The sequence below is a fragment of the Pseudomonas sp. RtIB026 genome, assembly GCF_016861355.2.
GTDB lineage: Bacteria > Pseudomonadota > Gammaproteobacteria > Pseudomonadales > Pseudomonadaceae > Aquipseudomonas > Aquipseudomonas peradeniyensis.
Genome location: NZ_AP023348.2, coordinates 5367076 through 5391087, shown reverse-complemented (window position 1 = coordinate 5391087; position 24012 = coordinate 5367076). Strand labels below are relative to the sequence as shown.

Sequence of the window (24012 nt, the reverse complement as noted above, 5' to 3'; positions counted from 1 at the left end):
TCAGAGGTTCAGGGACCACTGCGCGACCCAGAAGCCTTGCTCCAGCGCCTTGCGTGGTCGATCGCTGGCATACAGCCCGCGCTGGTAGTCCAGGCGCAGCTGGCTGTGCGGCAGGCTCAGTTCGACGCCTGCCGAGGCACCGACCAGGCGCTGCGACGGGCTGGTGCGTGCGTAGCGGGCCCAGCCCAGGTCCAGGCCTGCGGTGGGGCGCACCTGTACCGGCAGCGGCAGTGGCTGGCTGAAGGTATTGCGCCAGGCGCCGGCACTGGCGCCGGAGACGTTGTGCTGGCGGAAACCACGCACGGCCGAATGGTCGCTGAGTGACATCTGTTCGACGGCAGGCAGCACATGGGTGCTGTATTGCAGCGCCAGTTCGCTCTGCCAGCGCCACGGCCATTGGGCGGGGCCCTGGCGCAGGTGCAGCAGGTTGGCGCGGTACTTGGTGAAATCCGGTCGTGGCGCCTGCTTGTGGGCGAATGGGCGGTCGGCGCCGAGCCAGTGCATGCCCTGGCTCAGCCCCAGGTAGGCGTTCCACAGCCCGCCTTCGAGCCACAGCAGGTTGAGCCCGGCCTCGACGGTGGCCAGGGTCGGGCTCTGCAGGGCCAGCACGGCGGGGCCGAAACGGTTGACCAGTTGCTTGCGGTCCAGCCGGGCGCTGGCGCTGAGCATGCCCTGGTGATTGCGCCACAGCACGCGCTCGGCGCCGAGGCCGAAGAACTCGCTGCGGCCGTTGCTGGCATAACGGGTGTTCGGGATCGGCGCGCGGTAGCGCATGCGGCTGGCATTGAGGGTGAAGGTCCAGCGGCCGTGGGGCAGGCTGTAGTACAGGCTGGTCCCTTTGCTTTGCCCGGGCGCGCCGAACACCACCGAGCTAAGCGACAGGCGCAGGTCGTCGTTCAGCCCCAGCGGGCTGTCCAGGCCAAGGCCCAGGTTGAGGCGGTGGCGGCCGGTGAGCTCACCGCCGCGGTTGTCGAGGAGGGCATCCAGATGCACGGGCGAGGCGGCCCGTCGTGGTTCGATCATCACACGGGTGCCACCGCGCAACTCACCTGGCAGCAGGGCCATCTCCAGGTCATAGGCGCGCAGCCGGTTGAGCTGGTCCAGACCCTGTTCGAGGTCCGGCAGATACAGCGGCTGGCCAAGCTGGCCGGGGAACGCGCCGTGCAGCGAGAGTGGCAGGTCGGCGCCAGCGAGCTCGATCGACTCGATGAAGCCTTCGACAATGACGATGTCCAGTGGCGCGCCGTGCTCGGGCGGGCTGGCCACATAGGGGCGGCTGGTGGGGTAGCCGGCCTCGACGTAGTGCTGGGTCAGGTGCTTGAGCAATCGGTCGATATCGGCGACGCCCATGCATGAGGAAGACACTGCGCGCACGCTCGATTCCAGCTGCCGCGTATCGAGTGTGCGGTTTCCAGCCAGACGCACGCCGCTGATTGCCCAGCAGTGCTGATCGGGCGCAGTTAAGGTTGAGTCGGTGGCCTCCAGGGCGGTGGAGGGCTGGGGACGTTGCCAGCGATCGAGGCGCTGTTGCTGTTCCAACTGCCGCAGCTTCTGCTGCTCGTTGCGCAGTTGCTGACTGGCCGGATCGGCCTGGGCCAGGGGCATTGCCAGTGCGAGGCAGGCGAGCAGCAGGTGAATGATGTGTCGTGTTTCGACGGTTGAGTGGAGTCTTTGTCTGGTCATTGGCATCTGGTCTGGTCACGGAGCCATTGTGCAGGAATCGGAGTTCGCAGGTAGTCCGCGCACCCTGTAGGAGCGGGTTCACCCGCGAACACCGGCGGAGCCGGTGCCAGGCACCGCGTTGGATTCTTCGCGGGTAAACCCGCTCCCACAGGATCAAGCTAAATCAATGGGTTATGCGTTTTTCCATAGGGGCTGGCTCAGTGCCTGCGACCCTCCTCGATCTTCGAGACGTACTCGACGCTGCGGTCATGCCCGCTGGTGCGGACCAGACCGAGATCGAGTGGCTTGTCACCGTTGTCGGCACCGTCATTGCCCGTGACCTTGTCCTTGATGAACGAGAACAGGGTGCCTGCCAGGTCGACCGGCGAGAACGAGGCATCGACCTTCACCTTTCGCTCATGGTCACGACCGTTCAAGGTCTTGCGCGAAACGCTACTTTCGCCAAGCTCGACCTGGCCTTCGCTGGCGCGCAGCGTGGCGCCGACCAGGCGGGTTTCGCCGCCGACTTCCAGGTCGATGCCGTGCGTTGCGGACAGCGTGGTTTGCTGGTTGACGGTGTCGTTCTTGCGCTGGGCGTACTCGGCCTTGAGGGACGGTGTGAACTTCGCGGTGATCTTGCTCCAGAGCGCACCAGCAATTTCCCCGAGGTTGCCGCTTGCGAGCGTCTCCAATGGGCTGCTCGACTCGTCAGTGCCTTGCGTGGATGCCTTCTGGGTCAGGCTGGCGTCGATGTCGAGGACCAGGCTGTCGACCTGATCCTGGCGGCTGGCGACCAGCAGGTCACCGCCGACCTTGCCTTCGATCCGCTTGGCCTGCACCTGGGCACCTTCGACGCGGGTATCGCCCTGGCTGCGCAGGTCTACCAGGTCGGCGCGCAGGTTGCTGTCGTGCCAGGTGGTGTTGTTGCGCTTGTCCAGCTTCAGGTCGACCTGGCCGTTGATGCCGCCCAGATCCAGGGCCGCCAATTTGAGGCCGCCGCCGACTGTGACGGCGAGATTGTCGTGATGCTCGGTGTTCCTGGCCGCCTCGATCAGCAGGCCACCATTCTGGGCATCCAGGCCAATCCGCTCGGCACTGGCCTGCAGCCCTTGCACCTGCAAGGCGACATCTTCGCGGGCAAGGCTGGTGAGCTGCACCGCGCCCTTGCCGGTGAACTGCGCGCCAATAGCCATGCTGGCCTGTTCGTTGACCCAGCCAAAGGTGCCGTGGCCACCCAGGGCACCACCGGTGGCGCTACCTGTGACATCCAGGCCGCCACCCCAGGTCTTGCCCTCGCTTTTGCGGGTGTCGTGGGCAGCGGTCACTTTCAGCACGCCGTCGCTGTGCAAGCGGATATCGCCTTCACGGCTGTCGATACGGGTGCCTTGCAGGTGCATGTCGCCTGTGCTGGACAGCTCGATCGTGCCCTTGCCGTCGATCTGCGCCACCCTTGCCTTTTCGGTGTGTTGCGTGAGTGTGCTGTGCTTGAGGTTGCCGTCCAGCCCGCCGTTGGGGCCGAGCAGACCGGTACCACCTTTGGCTGCCAGACCGGCCTCGAATTTGGTGCTGCTGCTGGAGGTGTGATCCTGGGCTGCGGCAAGGGTCAGGTCGCCGCTGCTTTCCAGGCTGACCGCACCCTCTTCACTGGCGACGTAGGTGCCTTGGTAGTGGCCTGCGCGTTCAAGCTGCACCTCGATGCCGCTCTTGCCACGCAGGCTGCCGACACGGGCGAGCGATGCTTCCTCTTTTTGTGTCAGGTTGGAGCCTTTGCCTTCGAGCCTGGCGTTGATGTCCGTGGCCAGGGTGGTGTCCACCCGCAGGCTGCCGCCCCCGGTGATGTACTTGACCTCACGGGTCTTGCGGTCGTTGGCGGCCAGTGCCTGGTGCTCTCCGGCCTCGATTCGCAGGCTGCCGGTCCTGGCGTTGTAGTCGGTGCCCTCGTCCTTGATGTGGTCGGCCTTGACCCGGACATCGGCGCCGTTGAAGGTGCTGACCTGCGCGGTACTGTCGATGTCTTTCTGCAGGCGGGTCTGGTGCCCGATGGCCAGTTTGGCGCCGGTCTTGGGCAGGGCCAGTTTGTCGATCACCGTAGAGGGACGTGCACTTTCGGCTTGCTTGCCGGTGAACAGCCGTTCGATAGGGCGGGTGATGCGCTGGTAGTCGGTGCTGATGCCGAGGCTACCGTCCCATTGGTTCAGGCTGGTTTCGGTTTCCCGGATATTGGCGACCGCGCGATTGTCGATACGCTCGGCGTTTACGTGCAACGTACGGCTCGCTTGCACATTCGCCGCCTCGGTGGTCAGTTGCCGGGTATCAAGTCGCAAGTCGCCGCTGGCCTGCAGGGTGCTGCGGCGCACGTTGCTTTCGCGTTCGATCAGGCCGGCTGGGCCACGGTAGGCATCGATACCCAGGCCCAGGCGGTCCATGCCGCCGGTGACGGCCAGCGCGGCGCCGGTGCGGGTGTCGACGGTCTGTCGGGCCACGCTGTCGTGGGCTGCGGCGAGTTCGATTTCGCTGGCCGAAACCTCAAGGTTGCCGGCGTTCGCCTTTACCTCGGAGCCACTCACAGTCAGTTTCTGTCCACTGCGCACGGTTACGGCGGCGCCACTGATGTTGCTGGCGACCTGGCGTGTGGCCGAGGTCTGCTCGTCGCTGTGCAGGGCTTCGTAACCCACGCTCGCGGTGTACTGGCCCGAGCCTGGCTGGCCATCCTGCCCGGCCCTGGCAGTGAAATTGCGCTTGCCGGTGGACCGCTCGGTACGGGCGTTTTCCTCGGCGCTTTCGATGGTCAAGTCACCGTTGGCGTCGAGCGCGATTGTCTTCTCGGCCTCGAGCCTGGCTGCGCGCAGTTGCAGGTCGCCGCCGGCACTGGCAACCAGGGTGTCGGCCTTGAGCGTGCTGGATTTTACTTTCTCGGAGTAGGACTTGCTGTCGATGCCCGTATTGTTCAGGTAGACGCGATGGTTGAGCCGCTCATCGACCTGCTCGCTGTCCACGCCGGCATCAATGGTCATCGTGCCGCCACTGCGCAGCTTTAGCCCGTTATCTGCATTCAACTGCACGGCGGTCAGGTGCAGGTCGCTGCCAGCTTGCAGGTTGATGCTGTCTTCGGCGCGCAGCCGACTGCCCAGTTGCTCGCGGCGGGTCGTTTTGGTATTGCCGTCGAACGCTTCGGTAGTGATGAACGCCCACTCTTTCTTCCAGCTGGTAGGATCGTCCAGCACCTTCTCCCGGGTGACGGTGTCCAGGGTCAGTTTCTTGCCGGCATTGACCTCGATCTGCCTGGCCTTGCCCTGGGTGGCGGTGAGCCGCAGGTCGCCGGCGGCGTTCAGGTCGAGCTTGCCGGTATTGCTGGTGAGGCTGGCCTGGCGCCTGTCGCTGCCCTGCACATGCAGGTCTCCGGCGGAGTGGATGATCAGGTCACGGTCCGCCAGCAGGCTGGCGTCACCGACCTGCACACCGGCGCCTTCGGCAGTGCTGACGATACGAATGCGACCGCCTTGCATGGCGCCGAGTAGCTTGGCATCGATGGAGGCACTGGCGGCGGGCAGGTGCTCGAGCACTTCGCGGTTGCCGGCATCGATCCGGTTACGACCAACGGTCAGGTTCAACTGGCCCTGGGCCAGGAGTGGCCCCTTGCTGTCAATGCGTGGGGCGATCAGGTCGAGGGCGCCCCTGGCGTTGCTCTGGCCGCCTCCCAGTACCTGCAGGGTGGCGCTGGCTTCGCGGCTGTCGAGGTGCTTGAGCTGGCCGTCCTGGATGTCGACATTGCCGACCAGGAAGCCGGCGCGGGTGGTGTTGATGAAGCTGCCACCGTTAAGCGTGATGCCATTGGGGTTGGCGAGCAGGTAGTCGGCCTTCTGGCCGAAGATTTCCTGCGCGCCTTCGATCCGCGAGGCGTTCTGGCTGACCACCTCGTTGAGGATGGTCGAGGCGGCCTGGCCCTGGAACTGCGGGTTGGCGCCCAATTGACCGGCCAGTTGCGATTGCCCGGCCTGCAGGGCGTTGTTCAGTACCAGCCCTTGCTTGCCAACGTTGTAGTCGAGGAACTGGTTGTGCGACAGGCCGCCGGCATTGGGCGCGACGATGTCGATCACCGGCACGCCGTGGCCATTGTCGATGATCGGCGTGCCACCCGGGCCGGGCGTCGGCGTCAGGGCGCCCTGCGCCTCGACCTGGGTGCTGCCCAGCAGGGCGAGAAAGACGGCCCAGCGTAGGGTGTCAGGCCTGGTCTTGGGTGTAGGGATTTGCATGTGAACCTCGCAAGTGATGTATGAAACAGAGAAATCATTTGCGGGAATTTTAAGAATGCCGGTGATGGCATTTGTATGGCTCAAAGCCATCGCCTTGTGGGAAGGAAGGCTATTGTGTGCGTAGGAAAAGTGAGCGGTTATGCGTCGAAAGGGAATATCGGCGGTGAAAGACAAAGGCCTGCCCCGCGTGAGCGGGGCAGGCCTTTGTTGTAATCGAAAGCTGTCGAGGGTGGTTCAGGGCCGGATTTCAATCAGCGTGCCGTCCTTGACCATGCTCCATACCTCACGCATGTCGTCGTTGCGCATGGCGATGCAGCCCTCGGTCCAGTCGAGGGTGTGGAAGTACCACTCTGGGTACTCCTCGTTGATCGGCGTGCCGTGGATCATGATCATGCTGCCGGCGGCCACGCCTTCGTTGCGGGCCTTGGCGGCATCGGTGATGTTCGGGTAGGAGATGTGCATGGCCAGGTTGTAGCGGTCGCTGACCTTGCGCCAGTCCAGCCAGTACAGGCCTTCGGGAGTCTTCTTGTCGCCCTCGCGCTCTTTGGCACCCTTGGGCTGCTTGCCCAGGGAGATGCGGTAGGTCTTGAGCGGCTCGCCACGGCTGATCAATTGCAGGCGGCGTTCGGACTTGATCACCAGCACCTTGTCGATCAGTCGCTCCTGCTGAGCGCTGCCAGCAGCGGGCTGGACCGGCGACGGCACGGCCGACGGCGTCTTGCGGATGATGGTCTCGGTGAAGGCGGCTTGCGACACCGAGGCGACACTGAGGCAGAAGAGGGCAAGCAGCCAGCGCATGAAACCGTATCCCTGAAGACTTAAGTGGTGGACGACGAAACGTTCATCGGCGGCAGGTATTCATGGCCTATCGGGTAGTGCTGCCTGATGCGGTCGCGATAATAGCATTCTAGTGTGCGTGTGACGGTGCGGAAAGCCAGCTCGCCCCAGGGGATCTCGTGCTCCTCGAACAGGCGCACCTCCAGGCTCTCGACCCCCACGGCAAAGTCCAGGTCGGCCAGTTCGGCGCGGAAGAACACGTGCACCTGATTGATGTGCGGCAGGTCGAACAGCTGGTACAGGCTCATCTCGGCGACCCGGGCGCAGGCTTCCTCGACGGTTTCGCGACGGGCGGCGGCATCCAGGGTCTCGCCGTTCTCCATGAACCCGGCGGGCAGGGTCCAGAAGCCCCGGCGCGGCTCGATGGCGCGGCGGCACAGCAGCACCTGGGAGCCCCAGGTGGGCAACACCCCGGCGACGATGTTGGGGTTCTGGTAGTGGATGGTCTGGCAATGGTCGCAGACATACCGCAGGCGGCTGTCGCCTTCGGGTATCCGCTGGGTGACCGGTTGGCCGCACGCGCTGCAGAATTTCATGCTTACATTCATTCCAATGGGGTCGGACTATCTTGGCGCGCCCGGCCCGCCCACCGCAAGCGGCCTGCGGGCGGGGCTTGGGTGCCTCGCGGCTTTGGTGCATCATGCACGGCAGGCCTTGGACACGAGAGTGCGTAATGCTGGACGAGCTTCTTCGCCGAATGAGCAACCATACCCCCGCGTCACTGGAGACGGATCGTCGTTTCCCCGAAGCGGCGGTGCTGCTGCCCATTACCCGCAGCGAAGAGCCGGAGCTGGTACTGACCCTGCGCGCCAAGGGCCTGTCGACCCACGGCGGCGAAGTTGCCTTCCCTGGCGGGCGGCGCGATCCGGAAGACCCCGACCTGGTGTTCACCGCCCTGCGCGAGGCCGAGGAAGAAATCGGCCTGCCGCCGGGGCTGGTCGAGGTGATCGGGCCGCTCAGCCCGGTAATTTCGCTGCACGGCCTGAAGGTGACACCGTTCGTCGGTTTGATCCCCGACTATGTCGAGTACCGCGCCAACGACGCCGAAATTGCCGCGGTGTTCACCGTGCCGCTGGCGTTCTTCCGCCAGGATCCTCGCGAGCACACCCACCGCATCGATTACCAGGGGCGCAGCTGGTACGTGCCCAGCTACCGTTACGGCGACTACAAGATCTGGGGGCTGTCGGCGATCATGATCGTCGAGCTGGTCAACCTGCTGTTCGATGCCGGCATCAGCCTGCACCACCCACCCGAGCGTTTCATCAAGAACTGAGTGGGGCACACCCCGCCGGCTTCAAACCGTGAGGAGCGATACATGAAATTCCGCCTGGGCGACCTGCGGGTCGATACCCATCCTGAGAGCTGGACCGCGCCCAACGCCACGCTGATCGGCAAGGTGCGCCTGCAGGCCCGCGCCAGCGTGTGGTTCGGCGCGGTGCTGCGCGGCGACAACGAGCTGATCGACATCGGCGAGGACAGCAATGTCCAGGACGGCACGGTGATGCATACCGACATGGGTTCGCCGCTGAACATCGGCAAGGGCGTGACCATCGGCCATAACGCCATGCTGCATGGCTGCAACGTGGGCGACTACAGCCTGATCGGCATCAACGCGGTGATCCTCAACGGGGCGCGTATCGGCAGGCACTGCATCATCGGCGCCAACGCGCTGATTCCCGAAGGCAAGGAAATTCCCGATGGTTCGCTGGTGATGGGCTCGCCGGGCAAGGTGGTGCGTGAGCTCACCGAGCAGCAGAAGCGGATGCTCGAGGCCAGCGCCGCGCACTACGTGCACAACGCCCAGCGCTATGCGCGCGAGCTGGTGATCGATGAAGACTGACGAACGGCCTGTGGCCTCGCCCTGCGTCAGCATCTGCGCGCTGGACGAGCAGGATATCTGCACCGGGTGCCAGCGCACGGTGGACGAGATCACCCGCTGGGGGCGGATGGACAACGAGCAGCGCCGGGAGGTGCTGAAGAAGTGCCATGAGCGGGCGCTGGCGGCGGGCTTGGTGATCGGCCTGTAGAATCGCTATCGCGGGGCAAGCCCGCTCCCACGTTCTGATGTACTGATGCGTATGGCGTGGGAGCGGGCTTGTCCCGCGATGGGGCCGGCGCTAATCTGTGCGGCTGGCCCACCGAACACAAAGACCATGTTCTATCTCATCGCCTACATCAGCAGCGTGGTGCTGATCAACTACGCCTTCTCCAGCGCGCCGCACCTGGACGTGATCTGGTCCGCCTGGGGCGGATTGGTGTTCATCCTGCGCGACATGGTGCAGACCCGCTACGGCCACGGCGCGCTGCTGGCCATGCTGGTGGCGCTGGTGCTGTCCTATGCGACGTCGGAGCCGGCCATCGCCCTGGCCAGCGCCACCGCGTTCTTCGTCTCCGAGCTGATCGACTGGCTGGTGTTCAGCGTCACCCGCCGGCCCCTGCGCGACCGCCTGTGGCTGAGTTCGGCGCTGAGCATTCCGGTGGACACCTTCATCTTCTTTGGCATGATCGGCGCGTTGACCCCCGCAGTGATCGGCACAGCGCTGGCCTCGAAATTTGCCGGGGTGACGGCGGTGTGGTTGATCATGGCCTGGCGGGCACGGCGCGCGGCGCTGGCCGGCTGATCATCGTCGCGGCTATCGCGGGGCAAGCCCGCTCCCACGGAATCTTGTAGAATAGCGGTCCATTTTTCAGCGGGCGGCAGCCAGCGTGGCGCGGCCCCGGACGCCTTCGAGGACCTGAAATGACCCGTATCGGAACCCCATTGTCGCCCACCGCGACCCGTGTACTGCTGTGCGGCTGCGGCGAGCTGGGCAAGGAAGTGGTGATCGAGCTGCAGCGCCTGGGTGTCGAGGTGATTGCCGTGGACCGTTACGCCAATGCGCCGGCCATGCAGGTCGCGCACCGCAGCCACGTGATCAACATGCTCGACGGCGTCGCCCTGCGTGCGGTGATCGAGGCCGAGAAGCCGCACTACATCGTGCCCGAGATCGAGGCCATCGCCACCGCCACGCTGGTCGAGCTGGAAAACGAAGGCTTCAACGTGGTGCCCACCGCTCGTGCCACCCAGCTGACCATGAACCGCGAAGGCATCCGCCGCCTGGCGGCCGAAGAGCTCGACCTGCCGACTTCGCCGTACCACTTCGCCGACACCTACGAGGACTACGCCAAGGCCGTGGCCGACCTGGGCTACCCGTGCGTGGTCAAGCCGGTGATGAGTTCCTCGGGCAAGGGCCAGAGCCTGCTGCGCGGCGACGATGACCTGCGCAAGGCCTGGGACTATGCCCAGGAAGGCGGGCGCGCCGGCAAGGGCCGGGTGATCATCGAGGGCTTCATCGACTTCGAGTACGAGATCACCCTGCTGACTGTGCGCCATGTGGGCGGCACCACCTTCCTCGCGCCGGTCGGCCACCGTCAGGAGAAGGGCGACTACCAGGAGTCCTGGCAGCCCCAGGCCATGAGCCCCAAGGCGCTGGCCGAGTCGCAGCGCGTGGCCCAGGCAGTCACCGATGCGCTGGGCGGGCGTGGCCTGTTCGGCGTGGAGCTGTTCGTCAAGGGCGACCAGGTGTGGTTCAGCGAGGTCTCGCCGCGTCCGCACGACACCGGCCTTGTGACCCTGATTTCCCAGGACCTGTCGCAGTTCGCCTTGCATGCCCGGGCCATTCTCGGCCTGCCGATCCCGGTGGTGCGCCAGTTCGGCCCGTCGGCTTCGGCGGTGATCCTGCCGGAAGGCCAGTCACAGCAGACCAGCTTTGCCAACCTCGGCGCCGCCCTGAGCGAGCCGGATACCGCTATTCGCTTGTTCGGCAAGCCGGAGATCAACGGCACCCGGCGCATGGGCGTGTGCCTGGCGCGCGACGAGTCGGTCGAGGCGGCCCGGGCCAAGGCGACCCGTGCTTCGCAGGCGGTCAAGGTCGAGTTCTGATCTGAAACGATCGCGGGGCAAGCCCGCTCCCACGCCAGTATCAGTCTGGCGTGGGAGCGGGCTTGCCCCGCGATTGATTCAAAGTTCGGTATTACGCGTCTCTTTCAGGCACAACACGGCAATCAGACTGATCACCGCCGCCACCGACACATACCCCCCCACCCAGCTCAATCCCCCCATGCTCACCAGCTTCTGGGCAAAGAACGGTGCCGCCGAGGCGCCGACGATGCCGCCCAGGTTGTAGGCCGCCGAGGCGCCGGTGTAGCGCACATGGGTCGGGAACAGCTCGGGCAGCAGCGCGCCCATCGGCGCGAAGGTCACCCCCATCAGGAACAGCTCGATGGCCAGGAACAGCGCCACGCCGGTGGTCGAACCCGAGGTCAGCAGCGGTTCCATGGTGAAGCCCGAGGCGATCGCCAGCAGGCCGCCGACCACCAGCACCGGCTTGCGCCCGTAACGGTCGCTGAGCCAGGCCGACAGGGGCGTGGCCAGGGCCATGAACACCACCGCGAAGCACAGCAGGCCGAGGAAGGTCTCGCGGCTGTAGCCCAGGGTGGTCACGCCATAGCTGAGCGAGAACACCGTGGAGATGTAGAACAGCGCGTAGCACACCACCATGGCCGCGGCGCCCAGCAGGGTCGGCAGCCAGTAGCGGGCGAACAGGTCGACCACCGGCATCTTCACCCGCTCATGACGGGCCACCGCCTTGGCGAACACCGGGCTTTCCTCCAGCTTCAGGCGCACGTACAGGCCGACCAGCACCAGCGCCGCGCTGAGCAGGAACGGAATGCGCCAGCCCCATTCGCGGAACTGCTCGTCGCTGAGCACCAGGGCCAGGGTGAGGAACAAGCCGTTGGCGGCGAGAAAGCCGATCGACGGGCCCAGCTGCGGAAACATGCCGAACCAGGCACGCTTGCCCTGCGGGGCGTTCTCGGTGGCCAGCAGCGCCGCGCCGCCCCATTCGCCGCCCAGCCCCAGGCCCTGGCCGAAGCGCAGCAGGCAGAGAATGATCGGCGCCCAGACGCCGATGCTGTCATAGCCGGGCAGCACGCCGATCAGCGTGGTGGACACGCCCATCAGCAGCAGCGAGGCGACCAGCGTCGACTTGCGCCCGATACGGTCGCCGAAGTGGCCGAACAGCGCCGAGCCCAAGGGGCGGGCAAGGAAGGCGATGCCGAAGGTGAGGAAGGCCGCGAGCATCTGCGCGGTGCCGGAGCCGGACGGGAAGAACACCGGCCCGATCACCAGCGCGGCGGCGGTGGCGTAGACATAGAAATCGTAGAACTCGATGGCGGTGCCGATGAAGCTGGCAGTGGCCACCCGGGCCGGTGAATTGACCGGTGTTGCCGAGGCAGGTTCGGCGTAGGTGCTGCTGGTAGTCATGCGAAGGTCCCTGACAGTCATGCTCCATGGGGCACGGCCCATGTGACGGGCACACGGGAGCCGGAGCGTATTGTTGTTGGTCGCGCGACTGACGATAGCCCAGGGGATAGGCAGTGAGCGGTTGCTGTTCGGGGTGCTGAAGCAGGACCGCGGGGCGTGTCAGTGGTGCGGACTGGCCGTCGGACGCCGGGTGCGGGTAGCGGGCGAGACGGCAGGGCTGGGTAAGCGTGACCCGAGTATAGCTAGCGAGTCAGTGTCCAGACCAGTACCTTGCTTGCGCAATTATCCTCGGTTTCGAGGATTTCCAGCCGATATCTGCCAATTTTAAGGCATACAGCGCTTGCCGGGATGCTTTCCAAGGCCTCGGTGACCAGGCCGTTGAGGGTTTTCGGCCCGCCGTCGCAGGGCAGGTGCCAGCCCAGGGTGCGGTTGATCTCGCGCAGCGAGGCCGTGCCTTCGATGACGAAGCGGCCATCGGGCTGGGGATGGACATGAGGGTTGTCCAGGCTCTGCTCGTCCTCGAACTCGCCGACGATCTCCTCGAGGATGTCCTCCAGGGTGACGATGCCGAGCACCTCGCCGTATTCGTCCACCACCACGCCCATGCGCCGCTGCTGCTTGTGGAAGTTCAGCAGCTGCATCTGCAGCGGTGTGCTTTCGGGGACGAAGTAGGGTTCGTAGCAGGCTGCCTGAAGCTTCTCCGGGGTAAGTTCGGCCCGTGGCAGCAGGTGGCTGATCAGCTTGGTGTTGAGTACCGCTTCGACCTGGTTGATGTCGTTGTGATAGACCGGCAGGCGGGTGTGACGGCTGACGATCAGTTGCTCGATGATGCGCTCGATGGGGTCGTCGAGGTTGATGCCGTCGACTTCGTTGCGTGGTACCAGGATGTCGTTGACGGTGATCTTGTCCAGTGCCTGCAGGCCTTCCAGCAGGCCGTGGCGGGCGCTGTCGACCGGGCCGTCTTCGTCGAAGTCGTCGTCTGCCTGCGGGTGCAGGGCCACTGCAGTGGGCTGCACGCGGAACGGGCGCAGGATCAGCCTGGCGCAGCCATCGAGCAGGCAGCCCAGCGGCTGCAGCAGCGCCAGCGGCCATTTCAGCAGGTTGCCGCCCAGGCTCAGGAAGGCGTGCGGGTCGCGGCGGGCCAGGCGGCGCGGCAGGTAGTCGGCGAGCACCAGCAGGGTGAAGGTGGCACCAAGGCCGGCCAGCCAGAAACCGTGTTCACCGTCGTAGCGCTGGCCGATCAGGCAGGCCAGGCCCAGTACCAGCAGCTTGCCGAGGCTGGCGCCAAGCACCAGGCCCTGGGCGGGGAGGGGGGAATCGCCCTGGCCGTTGGCTTGCTGGCGGGCGCTGTCGACCGCGGTGAACAGCGCCGACCACAGCAGCGCCAGTGCGATGATGCCGAGCAGCGGGGCGTACGGCAGGGTGTCCATGGGCGGCCGTCAGATATGCAGGATGAATTCGCGGACCAGCTTGCTGCCGAAATAGGCCAGCATCAGCAGGCAGAAGCCGGCCAGGGTCCAGCGGATCGCCTTGTGACCGCGCCAGCCGAGGCGTGTGCGGCCCCACAGCAGCACGCTGAACACGACCCAGGCCACGCAGGCCAGCAGGGTCTTGTGCACCAGGTGCTGGGCGAACAGGTTGTCGAGGAACAGCCAGCCGGAGATCAGCGACAGCGACAGCAGCACCCAGCCGGCCCAGAGGAAGCCGAACAGCAGGCTTTCCATGGTCTGCAGCGGCGGGAAGTTGCGGATCAGCCCGGACGGGTGCTTGTGCTTGAGCTGGTGGTCCTGCAGCAACAGCAGCAGGGCCTGGAACACGGCGATGGTGAACAGGCCGTAGGCCAGGATCGACAGCAGGATATGCGCGAGGATGCCGGGCTCTTCGTTGATCAGCGGTACCGTGCCAGGTGGGGCGAACTGGGCCAGCAGCGCGGTCACCGCGCCGAGCGGGAACAGCAGCACCAGCAGGTTCTCCACCGGGATGCTCAGGCAGGCGAGCAGGGTCAGGCCGATCACCGCCACGGCGATCAGGCTGGCGGCACTGAAGAAGTCCAGGCTCAGGCCCAGGGGCGTGATCAGCTGGAAGAACAGGGCGCCGCCCTGGGCGACCACCGCCAGCGTGCCGAGCAGGCCCAGCAGCCGTTTGTCGGCACGGGCGCCTCGGGCCAGTCCGGTGGCCTGGTAGACGGTCGCGGCCAGATAAAGGAAGGCGGCGAGCAGATTGGGGATGAGGCTGGGTGAAGAGAACATAAGTCCTGGCAGGCAAGCCCTAAAGGGACGGAGTTTGGCATAGATCGCGGTGGGCAAGGAAGACCAGCAAGCCTTGCTCCGGTGCCTGGCGAGCGACTTGTACCCCATATGCCGGCCTCTTCGCGGGTAAACCCGCTCCCACAGGGGCGTGCGCGATCTCTGTGGGAGCGGGTTTACCTGCGAAGAGGCCGGCATGGTCACCGAATATCCAGAGGGGCTGCTCCAAGGTGTGCGTCGCCGCCGCTCTCCGCTATAATCGCCGCCTTGCTCTGCCCGGCGCGTGTACATGTTCACCTGGGCATCTGAAAAACCTCGGCTCCACTGGGCCTGAAAGGATCACCATGTTCGAAAACCTGACCGACCGCCTGTCACAGACGCTGCGCCATGTCACCGGCAAGGCCAAGCTGACCGAAGACAACATCAAGGACACGCTGCGCGAAGTGCGCATGGCCCTGCTCGAGGCCGACGTTGCCCTGCCGGTGGTCAAGGATTTCGTCAACAGCATCAAGGAACGCGCGGTCGGCACCGAAGTGTCGCGCAGCCTGACGCCAGGCCAGGCCTTCGTGAAGATCGTCCAGGCCGAGCTGGAAAGCCTGATGGGCGCGGCCAACGAAGAGCTGACCCTCAACGCCGCACCACCCGCCGTGGTGCTGATGGCCGGCCTGCAGGGCGCCGGTAAGACCACCACCGCCGGCAAGCTGGCGCGCCACCTGAAAGAGCGCAAGAAAAAGAGCGTGATGGTGGTGTCGGCCGACGTCTACCGTCCGGCGGCGATCAAGCAGCTCGAAACCCTGGCCAATGACATCGGCGTGACCTTCTTCCCGTCCGATATCAGCCAGAAGCCGGTGGCCATCGCCGAGGCGGCGATCCGCGAGGCCAAGCTCAAGTTCATCGACGTGGTGATCGTCGACACCGCCGGCCGCCTGCATGTCGACGCTGACATGATGGACGAGATCAAGGCGCTGCATGCTGCGGTCAAGCCGATCGAAACCCTGTTCGTGGTCGACGCCATGACCGGCCAGGACGCGGCCAACACTGCCAAGGCCTTTGGCGACGCCCTGCCGCTGACCGGCGTGGTGCTGACCAAGGTCGACGGCGACGCCCGTGGCGGTGCCGCGCTGTCGGTACGCGCCATCACCGGCAAGCCGATCAAGTTCATCGGCATGGGCGAGAAGACCGAGGCCCTGGAGCCGTTCCACCCGGATCGTATCGCCTCGCGCATCCTCGGCATGGGCGACGTGCTCAGCCTGATCGAGCAGGCCGAGCAGAACATCGACAAGGCCAAGGCCGACAAGCTGGCCAAGAAGCTGAAGAAGGGCAAGGGCTTCGACCTCGAGGACTTCCGCGACCAGCTGCAGCAGATGAAGAACATGGGCGGCCTGGGTGGCCTGATGGACAAGCTGCCGAGCATCGGTGGTGTGAACCTGTCGCAGATGGGCAATGCCCAAGGCGCGGCCGAGAAGCAGTTCAAGCAGATGGAGGCGATCATCAACTCCATGACCCCGGCCGAACGTCGCGACCCTGACCTGATCAGCGGTTCGCGCAAGCGCCGCATCGCCCTTGGTTCCGGCACCCAGGTGCAGGACATCGGCCGCTTGATCAAGCAGCACAAGCAGATGCAGAAGATGATGAAGAAATTCTCCGCCAAGGGCGGCATGGCCAAGATGATGCGCGGCCTTGGCGGGATGCTGCCGGGTGGCGGCATGCCAAAACTGTAAAAGAATCCGGTGGGCCTCTTTATATGAGGAAGCCCGCCAGACCCCCGCTCCGGCGGGATCATGGCCGCCGCGAGGTGGCCCAAACCGGCAGGACTGAGCGGCAGGCCCCGGCATTGCCGAAAAAGGCATTTGCAAATGTCCGTGTATTCCCCGAGAATATGCGGCCTTTTGGGCACCCGTGTGCCCATTGGGCATTCAGTTTTGCAGCACCGACTATAGGAACGATGTTCACATGGTAACCATCCGTCTGGCCCGTGGCGGCTCGAAAAAGCGCCCATTCTACCACCTGACCGTGACCAACTCGCGTAACGCCCGTGACGGCCGTTTCGTTGAGCGCGTTGGCTTCTTCAACCCGATCGCATCGGGCGCCGAAGTCAAGCTGTCGGTCAACCAAGAGCGCGTCACCTACTGGCTGAGCCAGGGCGCACAGCCGTCTGAGCGCGTTGCTCAGCTGCTGAAGGAAGCTGCCAAGGCTGCAGCCTGAGCAGTATGAACGCGACGCCAGAAAAGGCTGACGACCTCATCGTCGTTGGCAAGATTTTTTCGGTTCACGGCGTTCGCGGCGAGGTGAAGGTGTATTCCTTTACCGATCCGATTGAAAACCTGTTGGATTATCCGCGCTGGATGCTTCGGCACGAAGGCAAGGTAAAGCAGGTCGAGCTGGTCAGCGGTCGTGGCTCCCAGAAGGGCCTGGTCGTGAAACTCAAAGGCCTCGATGATCGTGATGAAGCCCGTCTTCTGAGCGGTTACGAAATCTGCATTGCGCGGAGCCTTTTGCCCAACCTGGCAGCCGACGAGTACTACTGGTACCAGTTGGTGGGCCTGAAGGTCATCAATCAGGACGAACAGCTGTTCGGCAAGATCGATCACCTGTTGGAGACCGGCGCGAACGATGTAATGGTGGTCAAGCCCTGCGCAGGCAGCCTGGATGATCGCGAGCGTCTGTTGCCCTATACCGGGCAGTGCGTGCTGGCAATCGACCTGGAAGCAGGCGTGATGCGGGTTGAGTGGGACGCGGACTTCTAGACGATGGGTAACCTTCGCGTAGACGTCATCACGTTGTTCCCCGAGATGTTCTCGGCCATCACGGAGTACGGCATTACCAGCCGCGCGGTGAAACAGGGGTTGCTGCAAGTGACCTGCTGGAACCCGCGGGACTACACCACAGATCGCCACCACACCGTGGATGATCGGCCGTTTGGCGGTGGTCCGGGCATGGTGATGAAGATCAAGCCTCTGGAAGACGCCCTGGTTAGCGCCAGGCAGGCGACCGGAGCATCGGCAAAGGTGATCTACCTTTCGCCACAAGGCCGCAAGCTGACACAGCAGGCGGTCAAAGGCCTGGCCGAACAGGAATCGTTGATCCTGATCGCCGGTCGTTATGAAGGCATCGACGAGCGCTTTATCGAGGCTCATGTCGATGAGGAGTGGTCGATTGGCGACTATGTGCTTTCCGGTGGCGAGCTGCCGGCCATGGTACTGATCGATGCGGTTACACGGCTGCTGCCCGGAGCTTTAGGGCATGTGGACTCGGCGGAGGAAGACTCTTTCACCGACGGTCTGCTGGATTGCCCGCACTACACCCGACCTGAGGTGTATGCGGATCAGCGTGTTCCCGACGTGTTGCTAAGTGGCAACCATGCACATATCCGGCGTTGGCGGATGAAGCAGTCCCTTGGTAGGACCTTCGAACGACGCGCCGATCTTCTGGAAAGTCGCTCGCTTTCTGGAGAAGAGAAGAAGCTGCTCGAGGAATACATCCGCGAGCGGGACGATAGTTAAACGTATCGATGGTGGATCAAGTATCCATCTTAGGAGCACAGCATGACCAACAAGATCATCCAGCAGCTCGAAGCCGAGCAGATGAGCAAAGAGATCCCGACCTTCGCACCAGGCGACACCGTTGTCGTCCAGGTTAAAGTGAAGGAAGGCGACCGCTCGCGTCTGCAGGCGTTCGAAGGCGTCGTTATCGCCAAGCGTAACCGCGGTCTGAACAGCGCCTTCACCGTGCGCAAGATCTCCAGCGGCGTTGGCGTAGAGCGTACCTTCCAGACCTACAGCCCGCAGATCGACAGCCTGGCCGTGAAACGTCGTGGTGACGTGCGTAAAGCCAAGCTGTACTACCTGCGCGACCTGTCCGGCAAAGCCGCTCGCATCAAGGAAAAACTGTCCTGAGTACAGTTTGCCTGGCGGCCTAGGTCGCCTTGCGAGAAAAAAGCAGCCTTCGGGCTGCTTTTTTGCATTTTGCGATTTGTGTTGGCTGCTTCGCGGGTAAACCCGCTCCCACAGGTTCATCGCCTTCTGTGGGAGCGGGTTTACCCGCGAAGCAGGCGACCTTGCTTTCAGACTTTGCGAGGTGAATCCCATGACGACGCCCCGAGACCAGGAAATCCAGCGCCGCACCGAACTGTCGGTGACCCGCGTGACCAAGGCGGTGTTCCCCAACACCACCAACCACCACAACACACTATTCGGCGGCACCGCCCTGGCATGGATGGACGAAGTGTCGTTCATCGCCGCCACCCGATTCTGTCGATTGCCCCTGGTGACCGTGTCCACCGATCGTATCGATTTCAAGCACCCGATCCCGGCCGGTTCGATCGTCGAGCTGGTGGGCACGGTGATCAAGGTCGGCAACACCAGCCTGCAGGTGCAGGTGGATGTGTTCGTCGAGAACATGTACCTCGACGGCCGCGAGCGGGCGATTCATGGCGTGTTCAGCTTCGTCGCCATCGACGAGGACAAGCGCCCGGTACCGGTGCTGCCGCTGGCTTGATTGCCCTCACGTGGACCCTGTAGGAGCGGCTTCAGCCGCGATCACCCGCAAGGCGGGTGCCAGGCTCCGCGACGCCTGCATCGCGGCCAAAGCCGCTCCTACAGGTTAATGCGCCACAGGCTGCTCGGTCAGCTCCGGCTCCACTAGCGCCACCAGTGTCCAGCCAGGCTGCGGCTTGAGCGGATTGTCCGGGCTGGCCACATGCACCCAGCCTTGCCCGTCCCGGGCGAACAGCAGCGTGGCCCGCGGACCATGCAGTTGCTGGTAGTCGCTCCAGCCGAAGGCCTCGGTCAGCGTGGTGCTGTACAGCTCGGCACCCTGGTGCAGCAGCTTGGCCAGCTGGCCATAGGTCATCGGGCTCGACCCGAGCAATTGCCCGCGATGCTCCTCGCTGGCCCGGTGCTTGTCGCTGCGCTGTTTTTCCAGGCCGCTGGCCAGCACGAACAGCCGGGCCTGGCCGAAGTCATGACGAAAACGCGCGCAGGCCAGGGCATTGAGCTCGCCTGCCGGTGACAGCCCCAGCAGGTGGCCCAGGCCGACCAGGTCGAGGTGGGCGTCGGCGTGCTGCGAGGCGGGGTTGCCGAAGTAGGTCGGCAGGTTGTCCATGCGCGCGGCGCGGATGTTCTCCCAGCTCGAGTCGGTCAGCAGCACCCGGCAGCCCAGTTGCTGCAGGGCCTTGGCAATGACCCGCGCAGGCGGGTTGGCGCCGACCACGAGAAACCCGCTCGGCGCCGGTTCCGCCACCTTCAGCAGGCGCGCCAGGGGCCTGGCGGTGGCACTTTGCAGCACCACGGTGCCGATGATCACGGCGAAGGTCAGCGGCACCAGCAGCAGCGCGCCGTCGTGCCCGGCCTGGTCCAGGCGAATGGCGAAGATCGCCGACACGGCCGCGGCCACGATGCCCCGTGGCGCGATCCAGGCCAGCAATGCCCGCTCCCGCCAGCTCAGCGGCGAGCCCAGGGTCGACAGCAGGACGTTCAGCGGCCGTGCCAGCAACTGGATCACCAGCAGCAGCGCCAGCACCGCCGGCCCCAGGGCCAACAGCGCGTGCAGGTCGAGCCGCGCGGCCAGGAGGATGAACAGGCCGGAGATCAGCAGCACGCTGAGGTTTTCCTTGAAATGCAGGATCTGCCGCACGTCCACGCCGGGCATGTTGGCCAGCCACATGCCCATGACCGTGACTGCCAGCAGGCCCGATTCATGGACGATCTGGTTGGCGGCGATGAAGATGCCCAGCACCGCCGCCAGCGAGGCCAGGTTGTGCAGGTATTCCGGCAGCCACTGCTCGCGCATGACCTGACCGAGCAGCCAGCCACCGGCAACGCCCAGCGCACTGCCGCAGAAGATCACCCCGGCAAAGGTCGCCAGGCTGTGGCTCAGGCCTTCACCGGCGGCGCTGGCGATGATGAAGCTGTACACCACCACCGCCAGCAGCGCGCCGATCGGGTCGATGACGATACCTTCCCAGCGCAGGATGTTGGCGATCGCCGCCTTTGGCCGCACCACCCGCAGCATGGGCACGATCACCGTGGGGCCGGTGACCAGGGTCAGGGTGCCGAACAGGATCGCCAGGGGCCAGTCGAAACCCAGCAGCCAGTGGGTGGCCAGGGCAATCACCAGCCAGGTGCTCAGCGCGCCGACGGTGACCAGGCGATGCACCACGCTGCCGATCTCGCGCCATTGCGACAGGTGCAGGGTCAGGCTGCCTTCGAACAGGATCAGCGCCACCGCCAGCGACACCAGCGGCATCAGCAGCGGGCCGAACAGCGCCTGCGGCTGCAGCCAGCCCAGCACGGGCCCCGCGAGGATGCCGCACAGCAGCAGGAACAGGATCGCCGGCAGCTTCAGGCGCCAGGCCAGCCATTGGCAGAGCAGGGCGGCAGCGCCGATGCCACCGACACTCAAAAGAATCTGTTGTTCGTTCACGCGGGCTCCCTCTGCATGCCGTGTTATGAAAGACTAAGCGTCATTTCGTCGTTTGCCACCGAGTCTTCATGCCTGCACTGGACCACCCCCTGATCGACCAGTTCCTCGATGCCCTCTGGCTGGAGAAGGGGCTGTCCGACAACACCCGCGCTTCGTATCGCAGCGACCTGGCGCTGTTCAATGGCTGGCTGCAGGAGCATGGCGTGGCACTGCCCGATGCCGGGCGTGAGCTGATCCTCGACCACCTGGCCTGGCGTTTCGACCAGGGCTACAAGCCGCGTTCGACCGCGCGCTTTCTTTCCGGGGTGCGCGGGTTCTTCCGCTACCTGCTGCGCGAGCGGCTGGTCGCAGTCGACCCGACGCTGCAGGTGGACATGCCGCAACTGGGCCGGCCCCTGCCCAAGTCGCTGTCGGAGGCCAATGTCGAGGCCCTGCTGCAGGCACCGGACCTCGGCGAGTCCATCGGCCAGCGCGACCGTGCCATGCTCGAGGTGCTCTATGCCTGCGGCCTGCGCGTGACCGAGCTGGTCAGCCTGACCCTGGACCAGGTCAACCTGCGCCAGGGCGTGCTGCGGGTTATGGGCAAGGGCAGCAAGGAGCGCCTGGTGCCGATGGGCGAGGAGGCGGTGGTGTGGATCGAGCGCTACCTGCGCGATGGTCGCGCCGAGCTGCTGGGCGGGCGCCCTAGCGACGTGCTGTTCCCCAGCCAGCGCGGTGAGCAGATGACGCGGCAGACCTTCTGGCACCGCATCAAGCACCAGGCGCGGGTGGCCGGCATCGACAAGCCGCTGTCGCCGCACACGCTGCGCCACGCCTTTGCCACGCACCTGCTCAACCATGGCGCCGACCTGCGCGTGGTGCAGATGCTGCTGGGCCACAGCGACCTGTCCACTACGCAGATCTATACCCATGTGGCCAAGGCCCGGCTGCAACAGCTGCACGCCGAACACCACCCACGTGGATGAATGCTTTTCATGTTCCGCCGACCGGTGCCTGAGTACCCCTACTGCGCCAGTTTGTTGTGGTAGGCTTGGACGGTTTGTTGCAAGGGCCGAATGTTCGCTACCCGCCAGGGTCAAGCAACGCCCCCACGGCCCCGTCCGCCTTCAGGAGTACCCCATGCGCGTGACCCAGATTTTCGCCGCCGCCGCCCTGGCGTTGGCCAGTACCTTTGCCGTCGCCGCGGCCACCGATGCCAATGCCGGTGCCGAGCAGGCGATCCGCAAATCCTTGCAGAACCTCGCGCTGGAAGTGCCGGTCGAGAGCGTCAGCAGCAGCCCGCTCAATGGCCTGTACGAAGTCAAGCTGCAGGGCGGCCGCGTGCTGTACGCCAGCGCCGACGGTCAGTTCGTCATGCAGGGCTACCTGTTCCAGATCCAGGACGGCAAGCCGGTCAACCTCACCGAGAAGACCGAGCGCCAGGGCATTGCCAAGCTGATCAACGGCATTCCGGTCGGCGAGATGGTGGTCTACCCGGCCAAGGGTGAAACCAAGTCGCACATCACCGTGTTCACCGACACCACCTGCCCGTATTGCCACAAGCTGCACGCCGAAGTGCCGGAACTCAACCGCCGTGGCATCGAAGTGCGCTACGTCGCCTTCCCGCGCCAGGGCCTGGGTTCGCCGGGTGACGAGCAGCTGCAGGCGGTATGGTGCTCCAGCGATCGCCGCGCGGCGCTGGACAAGATGGTCGACGGCAAGGAGATCAAGGCCGCCAAGTGCGCCAACCCGGTCAGCAAGCAGTTCCAGCTGGGCCAATCGATTGGTGTAAATGGCACGCCGGCGATCGTTCTACAGAATGGCCAGGTGATTCCGGGTTACCAGCCGGCGCCGCAAGTGGCCAAGCTGGCCCTGGCCGAAAGCAAGTAATCAATTCAGTACGCCGTCGTCATGGGGTGACGGCATGTTTCACGGTCGGCGCAGGTGCCGGCCGTTCTATGGGGAGTTCACAGTGAAACCGGTCAAAGTAGGCATCTGTGGGTTGGGGACCGTCGGTGGCGGAACCTTCAATGTACTTCAGCGCAACGCCGAGGAGATCGCCCGCCGTGCCGGGCGCGGTATTGAAGTGGCACAGATTGCCATGCGCTCGCAGAACCCGAACTGCCAGATTACCGGTACCCCCATTACCGCTGATGTGTTCGAAGTCGCGAGCAACCCCGAGATCGATATTGTCATCGAGCTGATCGGCGGCTACACCATCGCCCGCGACCTGGTGCTCAAGGCCATCGAAAACGGCAAGCACGTGGTCACCGCCAACAAGGCGCTGATCGCCGTGCACGGCAACGAGATCTTCGCCAAGGCCCGCGAGAAGGGCGTCATCGTCGCCTTCGAAGCCGCCGTGGCCGGTGGCATCCCGGTGATCAAGGCGATCCGCGAGGGCCTGTCGGCCAACCGCATCAACTGGCTGGCCGGGATCATCAACGGCACCGGCAACTTCATCCTCACCGAGATGCGCGACAAGGGCCGCGCCTTCCCCGACGTGCTGGCCGAAGCCCAGGCGCTGGGTTATGCCGAGGCCGACCCGACCTTCGACGTCGAAGGCATCGATGCCGCGCACAAGCTGACCATCCTGGCGTCCATCGCCTTCGGTATCCCACTGCAGTTCGACAAGGCCTACACCGAGGGCATCACCCAGCTGACTACCGCCGACGTGAACTACGCCGAGGCCCTGGGCTACCGTATCAAGCACCTGGGCGTGGCCCGTCGCACCGCCGACGGCATCGAGCTGCGCGTGCACCCGACGCTGATCCCCAACGATCGCCTGATCGCCAACGTCAACGGCGTGATGAACGCGGTGATGGTCAACGGCGACGCCGCCGGTTCCACCCTGTACTACGGCGCTGGTGCCGGCATGGAGCCGACCGCGTCGTCGGTGGTCGCCGACCTGGTCGACGTGGTCCGCGCCATGACTTCCGACCCGGAGAACCGCGTGCCGCACCTGGCGTTCCAGCCGGACGCGCTGTCGGCCCACCCGATCCTGCCGATCGAAGCCTGCGAAAGTGCCTACTACCTGCGCATCCAGGCCAAGGACCACCCGGGCGTGCTGGCCCAGGTCGCCAGCATTCTTTCGGAGCGCGGCATCAACATCGAGTCGATCATGCAGAAGGAAGCCGAGGAGCAGGACGGCCTGGTACCGATGATCCTGCTGACCCACCGTGTGGTCGAGCAACGCATCGACGACGCCATCGTCGCCCTGGAAGCGCTTCAGGACGTGGTCGGCAAGGTCGTGCGCATCCGCGTCGAACAGCTCAATTAATTTCGGCGGCGGGCCGCGACGGCGGCCCGC

General features: G+C 64.9%; 22 protein-coding genes. 14 read left to right on the top strand and 8 right to left on the bottom strand.

Annotated elements, in window-relative coordinates:
* From PRtIB026_RS24130 to PRtIB026_RS24115, 4 genes are all read right to left on the bottom strand, one after another.
* Complete coding sequence (locus PRtIB026_RS24130) at positions 1-1689, bottom strand: ShlB/FhaC/HecB family hemolysin secretion/activation protein (RefSeq protein WP_420713596.1); 1689 nt, start codon at positions 1687-1689, stop codon at positions 1-3.
* Positions 1690-1880: 191 nt separating this feature from the next.
* Entirely contained in the window at positions 1881-5915 is a 4035-nt protein-coding gene (locus PRtIB026_RS24125; RefSeq protein ID WP_267813124.1) for a hemagglutinin repeat-containing protein, read from the bottom strand.
* A 234-nt stretch (positions 5916-6149) separates the two neighbouring features.
* Positions 6150-6713 carry a L,D-transpeptidase family protein gene (locus tag PRtIB026_RS24120; protein WP_186713920.1) on the bottom strand — a complete coding sequence of 188 codons (564 nt, stop codon included), beginning with the start codon at positions 6711-6713 and terminating at the stop codon, positions 6150-6152.
* Positions 6714-6733: 20 nt separating this feature from the next.
* Positions 6734-7288 (bottom strand): NUDIX hydrolase, encoded by a 555-nt coding sequence (locus PRtIB026_RS24115; RefSeq protein ID WP_203651016.1) that lies wholly within the window; start codon positions 7286-7288, stop codon positions 6734-6736.
* A gap of 137 nt (positions 7289-7425) precedes the next feature.
* Here PRtIB026_RS24115 and PRtIB026_RS24110 point away from each other — a divergent pair, with 137 nt between their 5' ends.
* The 5 genes from PRtIB026_RS24110 to purT all read left to right on the top strand — a co-directional run bounded on the left by PRtIB026_RS24110 (position 7426) and on the right by purT (position 10674).
* Positions 7426-8025, top strand: a complete 600-nt coding sequence (locus PRtIB026_RS24110) for a CoA pyrophosphatase (protein WP_203651018.1) — start codon at positions 7426-7428, stop codon at positions 8023-8025.
* Between the two features lie 42 nt (positions 8026-8067).
* Positions 8068-8592, top strand: a complete 525-nt coding sequence (locus PRtIB026_RS24105) for a gamma carbonic anhydrase family protein (RefSeq protein WP_203651020.1) — start codon at positions 8068-8070, stop codon at positions 8590-8592.
* Complete coding sequence (locus tag PRtIB026_RS24100) at positions 8582-8779, top strand: DUF1289 domain-containing protein (RefSeq protein WP_028691596.1); 198 nt, start codon at positions 8582-8584, stop codon at positions 8777-8779. Before PRtIB026_RS24105 ends, PRtIB026_RS24100 begins: the two co-directional genes overlap by 11 nt.
* Positions 8780-8905: 126 nt before the next feature.
* On the top strand, positions 8906-9373 hold the full coding sequence (locus tag PRtIB026_RS24095) for a VUT family protein (RefSeq protein WP_050704194.1): 468 nt from the start codon (positions 8906-8908) through the stop codon (positions 9371-9373).
* 119 nt (positions 9374-9492) lie between these two features.
* A complete protein-coding gene (purT, locus tag PRtIB026_RS24090) occupies positions 9493-10674 on the top strand; it encodes a formate-dependent phosphoribosylglycinamide formyltransferase (RefSeq protein WP_050704195.1) in 1182 nt (393 codons plus the stop codon).
* Between the two features lie 78 nt (positions 10675-10752).
* Here purT and PRtIB026_RS24085 read toward each other — a convergent pair whose 3' ends face one another.
* The 3 genes from PRtIB026_RS24085 to PRtIB026_RS24075 all read right to left on the bottom strand — a co-directional run bounded on the left by PRtIB026_RS24085 (position 10753) and on the right by PRtIB026_RS24075 (position 14306).
* Entirely contained in the window at positions 10753-12057 is a 1305-nt protein-coding gene (locus PRtIB026_RS24085) for an MFS transporter (protein ID WP_062574980.1), read from the bottom strand.
* 242 nt (positions 12058-12299) lie between these two features.
* Positions 12300-13487: a transporter associated domain-containing protein gene (locus tag PRtIB026_RS24080; RefSeq protein ID WP_203651022.1), complete on the bottom strand. Its 1188-nt coding sequence runs from the start codon at positions 13485-13487 to the stop codon at positions 12300-12302.
* Between the two features lie 9 nt (positions 13488-13496).
* Complete coding sequence (locus tag PRtIB026_RS24075) at positions 13497-14306, bottom strand: cytochrome C assembly family protein (protein ID WP_050704198.1); 810 nt, start codon at positions 14304-14306, stop codon at positions 13497-13499.
* A gap of 341 nt (positions 14307-14647) precedes the next feature.
* Here PRtIB026_RS24075 and ffh point away from each other — a divergent pair, with 341 nt between their 5' ends.
* From ffh to PRtIB026_RS24045, 6 genes are all read left to right on the top strand, one after another.
* Entirely contained in the window at positions 14648-16024 is a 1377-nt protein-coding gene (ffh, locus tag PRtIB026_RS24070) for a signal recognition particle protein (protein ID WP_050704199.1), read from the top strand.
* 232 nt (positions 16025-16256) lie between these two features.
* Positions 16257-16508 carry a 30S ribosomal protein S16 gene (rpsP, locus tag PRtIB026_RS24065; protein ID WP_011535318.1) on the top strand — a complete coding sequence of 84 codons (252 nt, stop codon included), beginning with the start codon at positions 16257-16259 and terminating at the stop codon, positions 16506-16508.
* A 5-nt stretch (positions 16509-16513) separates the two neighbouring features.
* Entirely contained in the window at positions 16514-17050 is a 537-nt protein-coding gene (rimM, locus tag PRtIB026_RS24060; RefSeq protein ID WP_203651024.1) for a ribosome maturation factor RimM, read from the top strand.
* A 3-nt stretch (positions 17051-17053) separates the two neighbouring features.
* The gene (gene trmD, locus PRtIB026_RS24055) at positions 17054-17806 is read left to right on the top strand and encodes a tRNA (guanosine(37)-N1)-methyltransferase TrmD (RefSeq protein WP_028691588.1); all 753 of its coding nucleotides are present in this window, start codon (positions 17054-17056) and stop codon (positions 17804-17806) included.
* Between the two features lie 42 nt (positions 17807-17848).
* Positions 17849-18199 (top strand): 50S ribosomal protein L19, encoded by a 351-nt coding sequence (gene rplS, locus PRtIB026_RS24050; protein ID WP_011535315.1) that lies wholly within the window; start codon positions 17849-17851, stop codon positions 18197-18199.
* Positions 18200-18389: 190 nt separating this feature from the next.
* Positions 18390-18800 (top strand): acyl-CoA thioesterase, encoded by a 411-nt coding sequence (locus tag PRtIB026_RS24045; protein WP_110738367.1) that lies wholly within the window; start codon positions 18390-18392, stop codon positions 18798-18800.
* 105 nt (positions 18801-18905) lie between these two features.
* Here PRtIB026_RS24045 and PRtIB026_RS24040 read toward each other — a convergent pair whose 3' ends face one another.
* Complete coding sequence (locus PRtIB026_RS24040) at positions 18906-20726, bottom strand: cation:proton antiporter (protein WP_203651026.1); 1821 nt, start codon at positions 20724-20726, stop codon at positions 18906-18908.
* A 68-nt stretch (positions 20727-20794) separates the two neighbouring features.
* On the opposite strand from PRtIB026_RS24040, the gene xerD reads away from it, so the two are divergent.
* From xerD to PRtIB026_RS24025, 3 genes are all read left to right on the top strand, one after another.
* Positions 20795-21691, top strand: a complete 897-nt coding sequence (gene xerD / locus PRtIB026_RS24035; protein WP_203651029.1) for a site-specific tyrosine recombinase XerD — start codon at positions 20795-20797, stop codon at positions 21689-21691.
* A gap of 154 nt (positions 21692-21845) precedes the next feature.
* Entirely contained in the window at positions 21846-22595 is a 750-nt protein-coding gene (locus PRtIB026_RS24030; protein ID WP_203651030.1) for a thioredoxin fold domain-containing protein, read from the top strand.
* 82 nt (positions 22596-22677) lie between these two features.
* Positions 22678-23982 carry a homoserine dehydrogenase gene (locus tag PRtIB026_RS24025; RefSeq protein ID WP_023630110.1) on the top strand — a complete coding sequence of 435 codons (1305 nt, stop codon included), beginning with the start codon at positions 22678-22680 and terminating at the stop codon, positions 23980-23982.
* Positions 23983-24012: the final 30 nt, after the last annotated feature.

Excerpts from the sequence above, each read along its gene's own strand:
- PRtIB026_RS24130 (WP_420713596.1), bottom strand. The coding sequence starts at position 1,689 with ATGCCAATGACCAGACAAAGACTCCACTCAACCGTCGAAACACGACAC.
- PRtIB026_RS24125 (WP_267813124.1), bottom strand. The coding sequence starts at position 5,915 with ATGCAAATCCCTACACCCAAGACCAGGCCTGACACCCTACGCTGGGCC.
- PRtIB026_RS24120 (WP_186713920.1), bottom strand. The coding sequence starts at position 6,713 with ATGCGCTGGCTGCTTGCCCTCTTCTGCCTCAGTGTCGCCTCGGTGTCG.
- PRtIB026_RS24115 (WP_203651016.1), bottom strand. The coding sequence starts at position 7,288 with ATGAAATTCTGCAGCGCGTGCGGCCAACCGGTCACCCAGCGGATACCC.
- PRtIB026_RS24110 (WP_203651018.1), top strand. The coding sequence starts at position 7,426 with ATGCTGGACGAGCTTCTTCGCCGAATGAGCAACCATACCCCCGCGTCA.
- PRtIB026_RS24105 (WP_203651020.1), top strand. The coding sequence starts at position 8,068 with ATGAAATTCCGCCTGGGCGACCTGCGGGTCGATACCCATCCTGAGAGC.
- PRtIB026_RS24100 (WP_028691596.1), top strand. The coding sequence starts at position 8,582 with ATGAAGACTGACGAACGGCCTGTGGCCTCGCCCTGCGTCAGCATCTGC.
- PRtIB026_RS24095 (WP_050704194.1), top strand. The coding sequence starts at position 8,906 with ATGTTCTATCTCATCGCCTACATCAGCAGCGTGGTGCTGATCAACTAC.
- purT (WP_050704195.1), top strand. The coding sequence starts at position 9,493 with ATGACCCGTATCGGAACCCCATTGTCGCCCACCGCGACCCGTGTACTG.
- PRtIB026_RS24085 (WP_062574980.1), bottom strand. The coding sequence starts at position 12,057 with ATGACTACCAGCAGCACCTACGCCGAACCTGCCTCGGCAACACCGGTC.
- PRtIB026_RS24080 (WP_203651022.1), bottom strand. The coding sequence starts at position 13,487 with ATGGACACCCTGCCGTACGCCCCGCTGCTCGGCATCATCGCACTGGCG.
- PRtIB026_RS24075 (WP_050704198.1), bottom strand. The coding sequence starts at position 14,306 with ATGTTCTCTTCACCCAGCCTCATCCCCAATCTGCTCGCCGCCTTCCTT.
- ffh (WP_050704199.1), top strand. The coding sequence starts at position 14,648 with ATGTTCGAAAACCTGACCGACCGCCTGTCACAGACGCTGCGCCATGTC.
- rpsP (WP_011535318.1), top strand. The coding sequence starts at position 16,257 with ATGGTAACCATCCGTCTGGCCCGTGGCGGCTCGAAAAAGCGCCCATTC.
- rimM (WP_203651024.1), top strand. The coding sequence starts at position 16,514 with ATGAACGCGACGCCAGAAAAGGCTGACGACCTCATCGTCGTTGGCAAG.
- trmD (WP_028691588.1), top strand. The coding sequence starts at position 17,054 with ATGGGTAACCTTCGCGTAGACGTCATCACGTTGTTCCCCGAGATGTTC.
- rplS (WP_011535315.1), top strand. The coding sequence starts at position 17,849 with ATGACCAACAAGATCATCCAGCAGCTCGAAGCCGAGCAGATGAGCAAA.
- PRtIB026_RS24045 (WP_110738367.1), top strand. The coding sequence starts at position 18,390 with ATGACGACGCCCCGAGACCAGGAAATCCAGCGCCGCACCGAACTGTCG.
- xerD (WP_203651029.1), top strand. The coding sequence starts at position 20,795 with ATGCCTGCACTGGACCACCCCCTGATCGACCAGTTCCTCGATGCCCTC.
- PRtIB026_RS24030 (WP_203651030.1), top strand. The coding sequence starts at position 21,846 with ATGCGCGTGACCCAGATTTTCGCCGCCGCCGCCCTGGCGTTGGCCAGT.